This window comes from Pseudonocardia kongjuensis, from assembly GCF_039526905.1.
Taxonomy (GTDB): Bacteria; Actinomycetota; Actinomycetes; order Mycobacteriales; family Pseudonocardiaceae; genus Pseudonocardia; species Pseudonocardia kongjuensis.
Genome location: NZ_BAAAJK010000036.1, coordinates 53041 through 66998 on the forward strand (window position 1 = coordinate 53041; position 13958 = coordinate 66998).

A 13958-nucleotide genomic window follows, 5' to 3' on the forward strand; every position below is an offset into this window, starting at 1 on the left:
GCTTAACCCAGGGTCATCTGCACGCTACGCCGGGACGGACACGCCGATCCCGCCCGGGGTGTCCGCGCCGTAGCGGGCGATCTCGGCGGGCAGGTCGAGCCGGTCGGTGCGCATGTCGGTGTCGTCGCCGAGCAGTGCGGCGGGCACCAGCCAGCACACCTCGAACTCCAGCCCGTCCGGGTCGTGCGCGTAGAGCGCCTTGGTGGAGCCGTGATCGGAGGCGCCGACCAGGGCGCCGGCCCCGCGCAGCCGCTGCTCGACGGCGGCCAGCTCGCCGAGGGTGTCGACCTCCCAGGCCAGGTGGTAGAGCCCGACGGTGGACCGGCCGGCCTGCGAGGCCCCGGCCCGGTCGCCGAGCGCGAACACGGCGAGATCGTGGTCGTTGGTCGAGCCGGCCGCCTGCAGGAAGGCGCCGCGCCCGCCGGGGAGCTCGACGACCGTGCGGAAGCCGAGCACGTCGCGGTAGAAGGCGACGCTGCGGGCGGCGTCGCGGACGTAGAGCACGGCGTGGTTGAGGCGCTGGACGGGCATGGTCGCTCCCAAAAAGTTGAACTCTCAACTTGAACGGTACGCCCGGCGGTCCGGAAGTTCAACGGATGCGAGGTCTTGTCCGTTTCGTCAACCCCCTTTAATCTCTGTGCACAAGACGCACTTCAGTTGCATATGTTGCACACCCAGGGTGGCGAGGTCGCCGCTCGAGGAAGGACGAGGATGTCCGTACCGAACCTGCGGGCCCGCCTGCTCGTCGCGCTGACCGCGACCGCTGCGCTGGTGCTCACCGGATGTGCCGACCGCTCGGGCGGCGGCGCCGCCGCCGGGGACGACTTCCCCACGGGCACGATCACGATGTTCACCCCGACCTCGGCGGGCGGCGCGACCGACCTCACCGCGCGCACCCTCGCCACCGAGATGGAGGCCGATCTCGGCACGTCCATCGTGGTCGACAACCGGCCCGGCGGATCCGGCTCGGTGGGCATGGCCCATCTCGCCGGCCTGGCGCCGGACGGCTACTCGATCGCCGTCCTGCCGGTCGAGGTGAGCATGCTCGGCCACCAGGGCTACGACACCGATCCCGCCGACTACGACTTCCTCGGCCAGGCCAACACCCAGCCCGGCACCGTCGCGGTGCCGGCGTCCAGCCCGTACACCACGCTCGACGAGCTGCTCGCCGCCGCCGGCGCCGAGCCGGGCCGGGTCACCGTTTCCAACGCCGGTCCCGGATCGAGCTGGGAGGCCGCGTCGAAGGAGCTGGCCCGCACCGCGGGCGTCGAGTTCCAGGGCGTCCCGTTCGACGGCGGCGCCCCCGCGGTGGCCGCCGCGGTCGGCGGGCAGGTCGACGCCGTCGTCGCCGGCATCGGCGAGACCGCACCCGCGCACGACGACGGCCGGCTCCGCGTGCTCGCCGTCTTCACCCCGGAGCGGGCGCCCGCCCTGCCCGACGTGCCCACCGCGACCGAGCTCGGGCACGACGTCGTCACCGGCAGCTGGGCCGTCCTGGCCGCACCGGCCGGCCTGCCCACCGAGGTCCGCGACCGGCTGGAGGCCGCCGTGCGCACCGCCGTCGACGCCGAGGGCTACCGGGAGCTGATCACCAGCGGCGGGAACCTGGTCGAGTACCGCTCCGCCGCCGACACCACCGCCTTCGTGCAGGAGGAGCACCAGCGGTTCGGGGAGCTCGCCGAGGCCGGGCAGTGACGGCCGCGACCACCGGGACGACGGCCGTGACCACCGGCGAACCGCAGGCCGGCACCGGGACCGCTCCGGGGCCGCGCGCCCGGCTCCGCGAGCTCGCCGTCGCCGGAGTGGTGGCCGGCGTCGCGGTGGTCGTGCTGGTCGCCGCCGCCGGCATCACCTCCTCGGTCGACGGCGGCGCGCTCGGCCCCCGCTGGTGGCCGAGCGTGCTCGGGGCGCTGCTGCTCGCCGGTGCGGTCGCCGTCGCGGCGACCGGCCTGCTCCGCCCGCGCCCGGCCGAGGGCGAGCCGACCCTGGGTGGGCTGCTCCGGCTCGCCCTGGTGCTGGCGCTCGTCGCCGGTTTCGGGCTCGCCTGGTACCGGCTGCACTTCCTGCTGGTGATGCCGTTCCTGCTGGCCGGCCTGGTCGCCGTCGGCGGCGGCCGCGGCCTGCGTGACCTGCTGCTCGTGCCCGCCCTCGCGACCGCCGTCCTCTACGGCGTGTTCGGCCTGCTGCTGCGGGTCCCGCTGTGACCGCGCTGCTGGACGGCGTCGGCGCGCTGCTCGACCCGACGATCGGGCTGTGCCTGCTGATCGGCGTGCTGCTCGGGACGCTGGTCGGCGCCGTCCCCGGGGTGACCGCGACGATGGCGGTCGCGCTGGCCGCCGGGTTCACCCTCACCCTGGAGCCGCTGCAGGGCCTCGCCGTGCTGCTGTCGATCTACGTCGCGGCCCAGTTCGGCGACCGGGTGCCGGCCATCCTGATCAACACGCCGGGCACCCCCGCGTCGATCGCGACCACCTTCGACGGCTACCCGATGGCGAAGCAGGGCCGGGCCGGGATCGCGCTGACCAGCTCCGCGCTGGTCTCCGCGGTCGGCTCGGTGGTCGGCATCGCGATCCTGCTGCTGGCCGCCCGCCCGCTCGCCGACCTGGCGCTCGGGTTCGGCCCGCCGGAGCTGTTCGCGCTGGTCGTGTTCGGGCTGACGATGATGATCGGGGTCGCGGCCGGGAAGGTCACCAAGGGCCTCGTCGCCGGTGTCGCCGGGCTGCTGCTCGGCACCGTCGGCCGGGACCCGATCACCGGCGACGCTCGGTTCACCCTCGGCGTCGACGAGCTCAGCAGCGGCATCCCGTTCATCGCCGCGATCGTCGGCCTGTTCGGCGTCGCCGAGGTGCTGCACCAGGTCCTCTGCTCGCGCACCGGGGACCGGCCCGCGCCGATCACCCAGCTCGGGCAGTGGTGGCCGAGCCGGGAGGACCGCCGCACGCTGCGCCGGCCGACCGCGATCGGGGCCGGGGTCGGCGCCGTCGTCGGGATCGTCCCGGGCGCCGGCGGCGACATCGCCGGGGTGATCGGCTGGGACCGGGCCCGGCGCGCGTCGCGCCGCCCGCAGGACTTCGGCCGGGGCTCGCTGGAGGGCGTGGCCGCCGCGGACACCGCGAGCACCGCGACGATGGGCGGCTCGGTCACCACCACCCTGGCGATCGGTGTGCCCGGCGACTCGGTGATGGCCGTGATGCTCGGCTCGATGATCATCTGGGGGTTGCAGCCCGGCCCGTCGCTGTTCGTCAACTCGCCGGACCTGGTGTGGAGCATCGGGACGATCATGCTGCTGGCCACCGCCGGTGCGCTGGCGCTGGCACTGGTCCGGATGCGCGGCGTGGTCAAGCTGCTCGCGCTGCCGCAGCACCACCTGTGGGCGGTGATCCTCACCTTCTGCATGGTCGGGACCTTCGCCGTGCAGAACAGCGTGTTCGACGTCGGCCTGATGATGGTCTTCGGCCTGATCGGGCTGTTCATGCGCCAGTTCGGCTTCCCGCCGGGACCGCTGGTGCTCGGCCTGATCCTCGGCCCGCTGGCCGAGAGCAGCCTGCGCCGCGCACTGCTCATCGACGGCGCCGCCGCGATCTACACCAGCCCGGTCGCGCTCGGGCTGCTGCTGCTCGGCGCGCTCGCACTGGCCGGTCCGGCACTGCGCCGGATCGTCCGCCGCCCCGGCAGGAAGGAAGACCGTGACGCCGTCCGCGCCCCCTGAGGAGCTCGACGTCCTCTGCATCGGCGAGAGCATGATCCTCGTCGCCCCGGTGCACCCGGAGCCGCTGGAGCACGCCGGGGAGGTCGCGCTCGGCGTCGGCGGGGCCGAGTCGACCGTGGCCCTCTACCTGGCCGAGCGCGGGCACCGCAGCGCCTGGCTGAGCCAGGTCGGCGACGACGCGCTGGGCAGGCGGATGGTCGCCGCCGTCGCCGCCCCCGGGGTGGACGTCTCGGCCGTCCGGGTGCTGCCCGGCGCGCCCACCGGCGTCTACTTCAAGGACCCCGGCCCGGAGGGCACCCGCGTCCTCTACTACCGCGCCGGCTCGGCGGCGTCCCGGATGGACCCGTCCGTGCTGGACGCGGTGCGCTGGGACCGGACCCGGATCGTGCACGTCTCCGGGATCACCGCCGGGCTCTCGGCGGGCTGCCGGGAGCTGCTCGACGCGGTGTTCGGTCCGGCCCGCGAGCACGGCGTGACGGTCTCGTTCGACGTCAACCACCGGCCCGGGCTGTGGTCGGCGCAGGCCGCCGCCCCGGTGCTGCGCGAGCTGGCCCGCCGGGCCGACGTGGTCTTCGTCGGCCGCGACGAGGCGCACACGCTGTGGGGGACCGGCGGCCCGGCCGAGGTCGCCGCGCTGCTGGCCGGTGCCGGGCGGGTCGTCGTCAAGGACGGCCCGGTGGGCGCCACCGAGATCACCCCCGGCGCGCCGCCGGTGTTCGTGGCCGCACACCAGGTCGACGTCGTCGAGGCGGTCGGCGCCGGCGACGCGTTCGCCGCGGGATACCTGTCGGCGCTGCTGCGCGGGGAGAATGCGACCAGCCGGCTGCGCACCGGTCACGATCTCGCGGCCCGCGCGCTGAGCAGCACGCACGACTTCCTGCCCGTCCCCACGAGGTGATCATGTCGCAGAGCATCCAGCGCGCCGCCGAGGTCCTGGAGTTCGTCAGTGTCGCACCGCGCACCCAGCTGGAGGTGGCCGAGCACCTGGGCGTGCACCGGTCGACCGGGCTGCGCATCCTGCACACGCTCACCGAGTGCGGCCTCACCCGGCGGCACGCCGACGGCCGCTACGGCGTCGGGTACCGGCTGGCCGGGCTGGCCGCGATCGCCGTCGAGCAGTTCGACCTGAGCGCGCTCGCCCGCCCCTACCTGGTCGGGCTCGGCGCCGAGTGCTCGCACACCGTGCACCTGGCGGCGCTGGAGGACAGCGCGATCGTCTACGTGGACAAGATCGAGCAGCCCGGCATGGTCCGGCTGTACTCCCAGGTCGGGCAGAAGGTCTGCCTGCACACCGCCGGGGTCGCCAAGGCGATCCTGGCGCACCTGCCCGCCGAGCAGGCCGACGCGCTGCTCGACACCGCCGACTTCGCCCGGCACACCGACACCACCATCACCACCCGCGAGCGGTACCGGGCCGAGCTGGCCCGGGTCGTCGAGCGCGGCTGGGCCGTCGACGACGGCGAGTACGAGGACTACGTCAACTGCATCGCGATGCCGGTGCGCGACCACGCCGGGCGGGTGATGGCGGCGGTCTCGGTGACCGCGCTCAAGGCCCGGGCCACGCTCGACGACCTCGATCTGCTGCGCCCGCGGCTGGCCGAGGTCACCACCCACATCTCCGAGGAGCTCGGATGGCGGACCTGACCCACTTCTTCGACGCCGAGCTGGGCGAGCGCCCGCTGATGGCGATCCTGCGCGGACTGCCGCCGGACCGGACCGTCGAGCTCGCCGAGCGGGCCTGGGACGCCGGGTTCGGCGCCGTCGAGGTGCCGGTGCAGTCGGCCGCGTCGCTGGACGCGCTGCGGGCCACCGTCGACGCCGGCCGCCGCCGCGGCCGCCCGGTCGGTGCCGGCACCGTGCTGTCCCCGGAGCACGTCACCCGGGCCGCCGCGGCCGGGGCCGCCTTCACCGTCTCGCCGGGCACCGATCCGGCCGTCGCGGCGGCCAGCGCCACCGCCGGGCTGGCGCACCTGCCGGGCGTCGCGACCGCCACCGACGTGCAGCGCGCCGTCGGGCTCGGCCTGCGCTGGCTCAAGGCGTTCCCGGCGTCGCTGCTGGGGCCCGGCTGGTTCGGCGCGATGCACGGCCCGTTCCCGCAGGTCCGGTTCGTCGCCACCGGCGGGATGGACGCCGGCAACGCGGCCGGGTACCTGGCCGCGGGCGCCGCCGCGGTCGCCGTCGGCTCCGCGCTGGAGGACCTCGCCGCCGTCGACCGGCTCGCCGCGCTCGCCTGAGCGTCCGGCCCCCCACGACCCACCGTCCCCGGATCCGCGAGGAGAACCCGTGACCACGCACGTCACCCCCGCCCACGTCCCCGCCGCCGACCGCTACGACCGGATGCCGCACCGCCGCGCCGGGCGCAGCGGGCTGCAGCTGCCCACGGTCTCGCTGGGCATGTGGCACAACTTCGGCGACGACACCCCGATCACCCGGCAGCGGGAGATCCTGCACCGGGCGTTCGACCTGGGCATCACCCACTTCGACCTGGCGAACGGCTACGGCCCGCCGTTCGGGTCGGCGGAGAAGAACGTCGGCCGGATCCTGGCCGAGGACTTCGCCGGGCTGCGCCACGAGCTGATCGTCTCGACGAAGGCGGGCTACCCGTTCTTCCAGGGCCCGCACGGTTCCGGCGGCGGCCGCGGCCACCTGCTCACCAGCCTGGACCACTCGCTGACCAGCCTGCGGCTGGACCACGTCGACATCTTCTACAGCCACCGCTACGACCCCGACGTGCCGCTGGAGGAGACGGCCGCCGCGCTCGACGCCGCGGTGCGCTCCGGGAAGGCCCGCTACGCCGGGATCTCGTCGTACTCGGCGCAGCGCACCCGGGAGATGGCCGCGATCCTGCACCGGCTCGGCACCCCGCTGGTGCTGCACCAGCCGTCGTACTCGCTGCTCAACCGGTGGGTGGAGCAGGGCGAGCCGAGCCTGCTCGACGTGCTCGGCGACGAGGGGATCGGCGCCATCGCGTTCTCCGCGCTGGCCCAGGGCCTGCTCACCGGCAAGTACCTGCACGGCGTCCCGGAGGGCTCGCGCGCCACCCAGGGCAAGACGCTGCGCGAGGGCATGCTCGGCGAGGAGAACCTGGCCCGGATCAAGGCGCTGCACGAGATCGCCCGCGGGCGCGGCCAGACGCTGGCCCAGATGGCGCTGGCCTGGGTGCTGCGCGACCCGCGGATCACCTCGGTGCTGGTCGGGGCGAGCCGGCCGGAGCAGCTCGACGACTCGGTCGGTGCGCTGGCCGCGCCGCCGTTCACCGACGACGAGCTCACCGAGATCGAGCAGTACGCGCAGGACGGGGGGCTCAACATCTGGGCCGCCTCGTCGGACGCGTGAACGCCCCGCCGCTGGAGCGGATCGAGGCCGACGAGCGCGCGCTGGTCTTCGACGGCTGCACCCGCGACGACGCCTGGGAGCTGGGCTGCCTGCTGCGGGCCGCCGCCGTCGGCGCCGGGCACGGGCTGAGCATCGGCGTGGCGCTGAACGGCCAGTGGGTGTTCGGCTGCGTGCTCGACGGCGCCACCGCCGACAACGACCTGTGGCTGCGGCGCAAGGCCGCCACCGCCCTGCACTACCAGCGCAGCTCGCTCGGCGTCGCGGCCTGGTTCGCCGAGCGCGGCCTGGACTTCGACACCGACTCCCGGCTGCCCGCCGACGGGCACGCCGCCCGCGGCGGCGCGTTCCCGATCCGCACCACCGGTGCGGGGACCGTCGGGGTCGTGTCGGTGTCCGGGCTCCCGCACGTCGAGGACCACGCGTTCGTCGTCGCGCAGCTGCGCGCCCACCTGGGCCGCTGACCCGACCGGAAGGAACCCCCGTGCACCCCGACGAGGTACGACGCCGGATCGCCGGCGTGGTCGCGATCGTCCCGACCCCGTTCGACGGCGACGACCGGATCGACGAGGCCGCGTTCGGCGGCCTGCTCGACCGGCTCACCGCCGGCGGCGTCGCCGCGATGACCGTCAACGGCAACACCGGCGAGTTCTTCACGCTCTCGCCCGCCGAGGCCGGCCGGCTGGTGGAGCTGGCCGCCGGGCGCACCGGTGACGCGCTGTTCGTCGCCGGCGTCGGGTTCGACCCGCGGACCGCGGTGGAGTCGGCCCGCCGCGCCCGGGAGCTGGGCGCGCACGCGGTGATGGTGCACCCCCCGGTGCACCCCTACGTGTCGCCGCAGGGCTGGGTCGACCACCACGTGCGGATCGCCGGCGAGCTGGCCGGCCTGGCCGTCGTGCCCTACCTGCGGGACGACCGGATCGGCCCGGCCGAGCTGGCCGCGCTGGCCGACGCCTGCCCGAACGTGGTCGCGGTGAAGTACGCGGTGCCCGATCCGGTGCGGGTCGCGGCCGTCGTGCGCGGCCCGGGCGCCGACCGGTTCGCCTGGATCGCCGGCCTCGCCGAGTCGCACGCCCCGGCCGCCGCGGTCGCCGGCACGGTCGGCTTCACCTCCGGCCTGGCCGTCGTGCATCCCGCGCTGTCCGGCCGGATGCAGCAGGCGCTGGCCCGGGCCGATCTCCCGGCGGCGATGCGGGTGTGGGACGAGGTCCACGAGTTCGAGCGGCTGCGCGCGGCCGACCGGTCGGCCGACAACGTCGGCGTGGTCAAGGAGGCGCTGGCCCGGATCGGGCTCTGCCGGCCGGACGTGCGCCCGCCCGCCACCCGGCCGGCGGCCCCGGTGGTGGACGCGGTGCACCGGATCGTCGACGGCTGGGGGCTCAGCGCGACACCAGCCAGGTGAGCACCACCGCCGACCGGGTGTGGTCGACGTTCGGCGCCATCCGCAGCCGCTCCAGCGCGTCCTCCAGCGAGCGGACGTCGCGGGAGCGGAGCAGCACCAGCGCGTCCGCCTCGCCGGTGATCGTCCCGGCGGTGACCACCTCGGGCACCGCCGACAGCATCCGCTGCAGCTCGCCGGGGGCGACCGTGCCCCGGCAGAACAGCTCGACGTAGGCGGCGACGCCGGGGCCGCCGTCGGCGTCCGGTGCCACCTCGACGGTGAAGCCGCGGATGATCCCGCGCTCGGTGAGCCGGTCCACCCGGCGGCGCACCGCCGACGCCGACAACCCGATCCGCGCGCCGAGCTCGGCCCAGCCGGCCCGGCCGTCCACCCGCAACAGGTCCAGCAACCGCCGGTCGGTCTCGTCCACGGCGTCAGACGCTAGTCCCGTGCGCGAGATCGGTACAGAACGCGCCGATCGTGCGCGGTATGGCGGGAAACGCACGGTGTCGGCGCGACACGATGTGCGCATGACCGTCTCGGTGCTGATGTGCCCGCCCACCCACTTCACGGTGAGCTACCGGATCAACCCGTGGATGCGCCCGGAGCAGCCGACCGACGCCGCCCTGGCGCTGGCGCAGTGGCGCAACCTGCACGCCGCCTACCGCGATCTCGGCTTCGACGTGGCGCTGATCGATCCGCTGCCCGGTCTGCCGGACATGGTCTACGCCGCGAACGGCGGCACGGTGATCGACGGGATCGCGCTGACCGCGCGGTTCCGGCACGCCGAGCGGGCCGCCGAGGGCCCCGCCTACGGCGCCTGGTTCGGCTCGGCCGGGCTCGACGTCCGCGAGGCCGTGCACGTCAACGAGGGCGAGGGCGACCTGCTGGCGGTCGGCGACACGATCTACGCGGGCACCGGGTTCCGCACCGATCCGCGGGCGCACGACGAGGCCGCCCGGGTGTTCGGCCGCGAGGTCGTCGGGCTGCGGCTGATCGACCCGCGCTACTACCACCTGGACACCGCGTTCGCCGTGCTCGACCCGGCCGGCGGGCCCGGCTCGGTGGCCTACCTGCCGTCCGCGTTCGACGACGCCGCCCAGGAGGTCCTGCGGTTCCGCTTCCCGGACGCGGTGATCGTCTCCGAGCCGGACGCCGCGGTGCTCGGGCTCAACTGCTTCTCCGACGGCCGCACCGTGGTGCACGCCCCGCAGGCCGAGAAGTTCGCCGCCGAGCTCGCCGAGCGCGGCTTCGGCACGGTCGGCATCGACACCTCCGAGCTGCGCCGCGGCGGCGGCGGGATCAAGTGCGCCACCCTGGAGATCCGGCGGTGACCGCCCTCGCGGGCCGGACCGACGAGCAGATCGCGCTGGCCGACCGGTACGGCGTCGCCACCTACGCGCCGCTGCCCGTCGTGCTGTCCGAGGGGCACGGCGCCTGGGTCACCGACGTCGACGGCAACCGCTACCTCGACGCGCTCGCCGGCTACTCGGCGCTGAACTTCGGGCACCGGCACCCGGCGCTGCTCGCCGCCGCGCACCGCCAGCTCGACACCCTCACCCTCACCGCGCGGGCGTTCCACAACGACCGGCTGCCGGCCTTCCAGCGCGATCTCGCCGAGCTCACCGGCACCGGCGCCGTGCTCCCGATGAACACCGGCGCCGAGGCCGTCGAGTCCGCGATCAAGGTCGCCAGGGCCTGGGGGCACCGGGTCCGCGGGGTGCCCGACGGGCGGGCCCGGATCGTCGTCGCCGGCGGCAACTTCCACGGCCGGACGACGACCATCGTCGGCTTCTCCGACGACGCCGCCGCCCGCGACGGCTTCGGCCCGTTCGCACCCGGGTTCGATCGCGTCCCCTACGGCGACGCCGCCGCGCTGGCCGCCGCGCTCACCGACGACACGGTCGCCGTGCTGGTCGAGCCGGTGCAGGGCGAGGCCGGGGTGGTCCTGCCGCCGACCGGCTACCTGGCCGAGGTGCGCAGGCTCACCGAGCAGCGCGACGTGCTGCTGATCTGCGACGAGATCCAGTCCGGGCTCGGCCGGGCCGGCGCCACCCTGTGCACCGGCCTGTTCGGGGTCGAGGCCGACCTCTACACCCTCGGCAAGGCGCTCGGCGGCGGGATCCTGCCGGTCAGCGCCGTCGTCGGGCGGCGCGACGTGCTCGGCGTGCTGCGCCCCGGCGAGCACGGCTCCACCTTCGGCGGGAACCCGCTCGCCGCCGCGGTCGGCTCCGCGGTGTGCGGGCTGCTCGCCGACGGCTCGTTCCAGGCCGTCGCCCGCGCGCACGGCGCCCGCCTGGGGGAGCGGTTGCGCGCCCTGCCCGGGCTCACCGCGGTGCGCGGGATCGGGCTCTGGTTCGGCTGCGACGTCGATCCCGCGATCGGCACCGGCCGCGAGGTGTGCGTGGAGCTGGCCCGCCGTGGGGTGCTCGCGAAGGAGACCCACGGCGCCACCGTCCGGCTGTCGCCGCCGCTGGTGGTGACCCACGAGGAGATCGACCTGCTCGCCGACACCCTGGGCGCCGTGCTCCGGGACCTGGCCGGCTGACCGCCCGGCCGGACGGTGGCGGGGCGGCGGCTCAGACCGGCCAGGCCCAGGTCACCAGCACCGCCTGGGTCGCGGCGCCCACCACGAGCGCGAACAGGGCCGTCCACCGGCGCCGTCCGCCGAGCCGGTTCCACCGGGCCGCCAGCAGCGCCGCGGACGCGAGACCGGCCACCGTGCCGGCCACCGTGCCGGCCGCCGTCGCGACCTGCCACGTCCGGACGAGAGGACCCGCCGACGGCACCCACTCGGCCGTACCGGTCAGCAGCGGCCACACCGGCAGGAGCGGCCCCGCGACGACGAGCAGCAGGGTGAGCGCGGCCCACGACGTGCCGGGGCCGGCCGGTGACCCACCCCCGGCCGGGTTCCCGCGTCGCCGCCGCCACCCGGCCCGGACCGCGCTCCCGAGAACCGTGAGCGCCACCAGTACCCCGGCCACCAGGACCGGGCCGACGACGGCCCGGTCGGACCACCAGGGGGCCGGCACCAGCGTCTGCTCCAGCATCGCGCGGTCACCGCGCAGCAGGTGCACCTCGCCACCGTCGGCGCGGACCCCGGCGATGCAGCCGGCCGGATCGCACCACCGGTTCCCCGGGGCCGGGGCGTAGCGCCGGTCCCCGATGACCAGATCGTCGCCGTCGCGGCCGACCACGACCCGCGACGACAGCGTCCGCAGCGCCCGTTCCGGGCCCCGGTCGGCGAACAGCCGCTCCTGGAACACCCCCACCGGGTCCACCACCCGGGTCTGCTCCGGCCAGGGCCCCGGCAGCGCCTCGTACCCGTGCGGCGGGCGTTCCCGGGCCTCGACCCGCCCGGACGCCACCGCCCATCCGGCGACCTCGTCCACCACACCCGGCGCGAACGGCATGGCGTCGGCGCCGTCGGTCGGGACCGCGGCGAACACCCCGAGCCCGGCCTCGGGGAGGACCGCGGCCCAGGCGACCCCGTTCGCGCCGGCGTGCTCGACCACCCGCACACCCGCGCGGTGCGCCTCGAAGAACACCTGGGTGTGGCCGGGGCCGCCGTGCGGCGGGCGGACCGCGGTGGCCAGCGCCTCGGACACGACCGGAACCGGGATCCGGCCGTCGTCGGCGACCAGGGCCTGCAGCAGCGCCGCGGCGTCGGCGGCCGACCAGGTCAGCCCGGCCGCCGGCCGTTCGTGCACGGCGGGCCACGGCGCGGCGGACCAGCCGTCGCCGTCCGCGACCACCGGCACGACCGCCGCCGACGCGGGATCGGCCGGGAAGTCCGCGGTCGTCGCACCGGCCGGACCGAGGACCAGGGCCCGGGCCGCCTCGGCGAACGGCAGCCCGGTCGCCCGTTCGATCGCCGCGCCGAGCAGCGCGTGGCCCGCGAGCGGCGAGTAGTGCAGGCCGGTCCCGGCCGGGCGGTCGAGCACGGGTGGCTGCTCCCGGAGCCACGGCCCGAGCAGCGGGGCCACGTCGCCGGGGCCGCCCGGTGGATCGGGATGCATCAGGAGGGGCTCGGTCAACCCGGAGTGGTGGGTCAGCAGGTGCCTGCCGGTGACCGGGGTGCGCGCGCCCGGGTCGCGCCGGTCGACCGGCGCGACACCGGTCGACGTCGTGATGGCGGCGTCCAGATCGAGGACGCCGTCGTGGTGCAGCCGCAACGCCGTCAGCGCGGTCACGACCTTGGACACCGATGCGACCGGCAGCGGCGAACCGGTGGTCAGCGGAGCAGGGCCGCCGGTGTCCCCCCACGCCCGGAGGAGCAGCGGACCGTCGGCGTCGACGACGGCCACCACCGCCCCCGGCGTGCTGCGCCCGACGTGGGCCGCGGCGAGCCGCTCGACGCGCCCGGCCAGGTCGCCGGCGTCCACGGCTGCTGACGGCCCGCCGGGCGCGCCTGCCGGGTCGGCCGTGCCGGGGGCCGGGAGTACGGCGCCGAGGCCCGGCACGGCGAGCAGGGCGGTGGTGAGCGCTCCGGTGGTCCATCGGCGCACGGGCACTCCTGCCGGTCGGGGAACGCGACGGTCACGACAGCGCGGTCCGGCCGGCAGGGCGGTACAGGCGAAACGGTCGGAACGGTCGGTGGCGTCCGGGACGGTACCCGGGGGAACGTGCGGGTGGACACGTTCGGTGCGCGGCGGGAGGACCTCACCGCGCGCGGGTGGCAGGCTGGGCCCATGCCGACCCTCGTACTGTTGCGCCACGGCCAGAGCGACTGGAACGCGAAGAACCTGTTCACCGGGTGGGTGGACGTGCCGCTCTCCCCGCAGGGCGAGGCGGAGGCCCGCCGCGGCGGCGAGCTCCTGAAGGAGGCCGGCGTCGCCCCCGACGTCGTGCACACCTCGCTGCTGCGCCGCGCGATCTCCACCGCCAATCTCGCGCTGGACGCCGCCGACCGGCACTGGATCCCGGTCCGCCGCGACTGGCGGCTCAACGAGCGCCACTACGGCGCCCTGCAGGGCAAGGACAAGAAGCAGACCCTGGAGGAGTACGGCGAGGAGCAGTTCATGCTCTGGCGCCGCTCGTACGACACCCCGCCGCCGCCGATCGAGAAGGGCTCCGAGTTCTCCCAGGACGCCGACCCGCGCTACGCCGGCGTCGACGCGCCGCTCACCGAGTGCCTCGCCGACGTCGTCGACCGGTTCCTGCCGTACTGGACCGAGGCCGTCGTGCCCGACCTGCGGGACGGCAAGGTGGTGCTGCTCGCCGCGCACGGCAACTCGCTGCGGGCGCTCGTCAAGTACCTGGACGGCATCTCCGACGCCGACATCGCCGGCCTCAACATCCCCACCGGCATCCCGCTGGTCTACGACCTCGACGACGACCTGTCGCCGACCGTCCCGGGCGGGCGCTACCTCGATCCGGCGGCCGCGCAGGAGGCGATCGCCGGGGTGGCGAACCAGGGCCGCTGAGGCCGCCGGCGGGGGCGCCCGTGAACCCGCGGTGAACGCGGGCCGAACACTGTCGCCCGGCCGGGTCGCGGGCGTCACCTTCGCGGGTCGGCGCTGGCCAGAGGGCACC

The 13958-nt window shown here is 75.7% G+C and carries 15 protein-coding genes; 12 read left to right on the plus strand and 3 right to left on the minus strand.

Translation table 11 applies throughout. The features are described from left to right. Positions 1–24 precede the first annotated feature (24 nt). Entirely contained in the window at positions 25–531 is a 507-nt protein-coding gene (locus ABD160_RS25785) for a VOC family protein (protein WP_344026971.1), read from the minus strand. A gap of 180 nt (positions 532–711) precedes the next feature. On the opposite strand from ABD160_RS25785, the gene ABD160_RS25790 reads away from it, so the two are divergent. From ABD160_RS25790 to ABD160_RS25830, 9 genes are read left to right on the plus strand one after another with little or no spacing between them, the layout of a single operon-like run. After that, complete coding sequence (locus ABD160_RS25790) at positions 712–1695, plus strand: Bug family tripartite tricarboxylate transporter substrate binding protein (RefSeq protein ID WP_344026973.1); 984 nt, start codon at positions 712–714, stop codon at positions 1693–1695. A 26-nt stretch (positions 1696–1721) separates the two neighbouring features. Beyond that, entirely contained in the window at positions 1722–2204 is a 483-nt protein-coding gene (locus ABD160_RS25795) for a tripartite tricarboxylate transporter TctB family protein (RefSeq protein ID WP_344026975.1), read from the plus strand. After that, entirely contained in the window at positions 2201–3709 is a 1509-nt protein-coding gene (locus ABD160_RS25800) for a tripartite tricarboxylate transporter permease (protein ID WP_344026977.1), read from the plus strand. The genes ABD160_RS25795 and ABD160_RS25800 overlap by 4 nt, the downstream gene beginning before the upstream one ends. Continuing rightward, complete coding sequence (locus tag ABD160_RS25805; protein ID WP_344026979.1) at positions 3687–4607, plus strand: sugar kinase; 921 nt, start codon at positions 3687–3689, stop codon at positions 4605–4607. The genes ABD160_RS25800 and ABD160_RS25805 overlap by 23 nt, the downstream gene beginning before the upstream one ends. A 2-nt stretch (positions 4608–4609) precedes the next feature. Further along, positions 4610–5353: an IclR family transcriptional regulator gene (locus tag ABD160_RS25810; RefSeq protein WP_344026981.1), complete on the plus strand. Its 744-nt coding sequence runs from the start codon at positions 4610–4612 to the stop codon at positions 5351–5353. Next, positions 5341–5943: a bifunctional 4-hydroxy-2-oxoglutarate aldolase/2-dehydro-3-deoxy-phosphogluconate aldolase gene (locus ABD160_RS25815; protein ID WP_344026983.1), complete on the plus strand. Its 603-nt coding sequence runs from the start codon at positions 5341–5343 to the stop codon at positions 5941–5943. The genes ABD160_RS25810 and ABD160_RS25815 overlap by 13 nt, the downstream gene beginning before the upstream one ends. A 49-nt stretch (positions 5944–5992) precedes the next feature. Next, entirely contained in the window at positions 5993–7045 is a 1053-nt protein-coding gene (gene mgrA, locus ABD160_RS25820) for an L-glyceraldehyde 3-phosphate reductase (RefSeq protein ID WP_344026985.1), read from the plus strand. Then, complete coding sequence (locus ABD160_RS25825) at positions 7042–7506, plus strand: heme-degrading domain-containing protein (RefSeq protein WP_344026987.1); 465 nt, start codon at positions 7042–7044, stop codon at positions 7504–7506. Before mgrA ends, ABD160_RS25825 begins: the two co-directional genes overlap by 4 nt. A 20-nt stretch (positions 7507–7526) precedes the next feature. Then, positions 7527–8444 carry a dihydrodipicolinate synthase family protein gene (locus ABD160_RS25830; protein ID WP_344026989.1) on the plus strand — a complete coding sequence of 306 codons (918 nt, stop codon included), beginning with the start codon at positions 7527–7529 and terminating at the stop codon, positions 8442–8444. On the opposite strand, the gene ABD160_RS25835 is transcribed toward ABD160_RS25830, so the two are convergent. Further along, positions 8422–8853, minus strand: a complete 432-nt coding sequence (locus ABD160_RS25835) for an Lrp/AsnC family transcriptional regulator (RefSeq protein ID WP_344026991.1) — start codon at positions 8851–8853, stop codon at positions 8422–8424. The genes ABD160_RS25830 and ABD160_RS25835 overlap by 23 nt on opposite strands. A 100-nt stretch (positions 8854–8953) precedes the next feature. Here ABD160_RS25835 and ddaH point away from each other — a divergent pair, with 100 nt between their 5' ends. Together ddaH and rocD are read left to right on the plus strand one after the other, a co-directional pair. After that, positions 8954–9757 (plus strand): dimethylargininase, encoded by an 804-nt coding sequence (gene ddaH, locus ABD160_RS25840; protein ID WP_344026993.1) that lies wholly within the window; start codon positions 8954–8956, stop codon positions 9755–9757. Beyond that, positions 9754–10971 carry an ornithine--oxo-acid transaminase gene (gene rocD / locus ABD160_RS25845; RefSeq protein WP_344026995.1) on the plus strand — a complete coding sequence of 406 codons (1218 nt, stop codon included), beginning with the start codon at positions 9754–9756 and terminating at the stop codon, positions 10969–10971. Before ddaH ends, rocD begins: the two co-directional genes overlap by 4 nt. A 31-nt stretch (positions 10972–11002) precedes the next feature. On the opposite strand, the gene ABD160_RS25850 is transcribed toward rocD, so the two are convergent. Next, complete coding sequence (locus tag ABD160_RS25850; RefSeq protein ID WP_344026997.1) at positions 11003–12931, minus strand: serine hydrolase domain-containing protein; 1929 nt, start codon at positions 12929–12931, stop codon at positions 11003–11005. Positions 12932–13114: 183 nt separating this feature from the next. On the opposite strand from ABD160_RS25850, the gene ABD160_RS25855 reads away from it, so the two are divergent. Then, a complete protein-coding gene (locus ABD160_RS25855) occupies positions 13115–13849 on the plus strand; it encodes a phosphoglyceromutase (protein WP_344026999.1) in 735 nt (244 codons plus the stop codon). Positions 13850–13958: the final 109 nt, after the last annotated feature.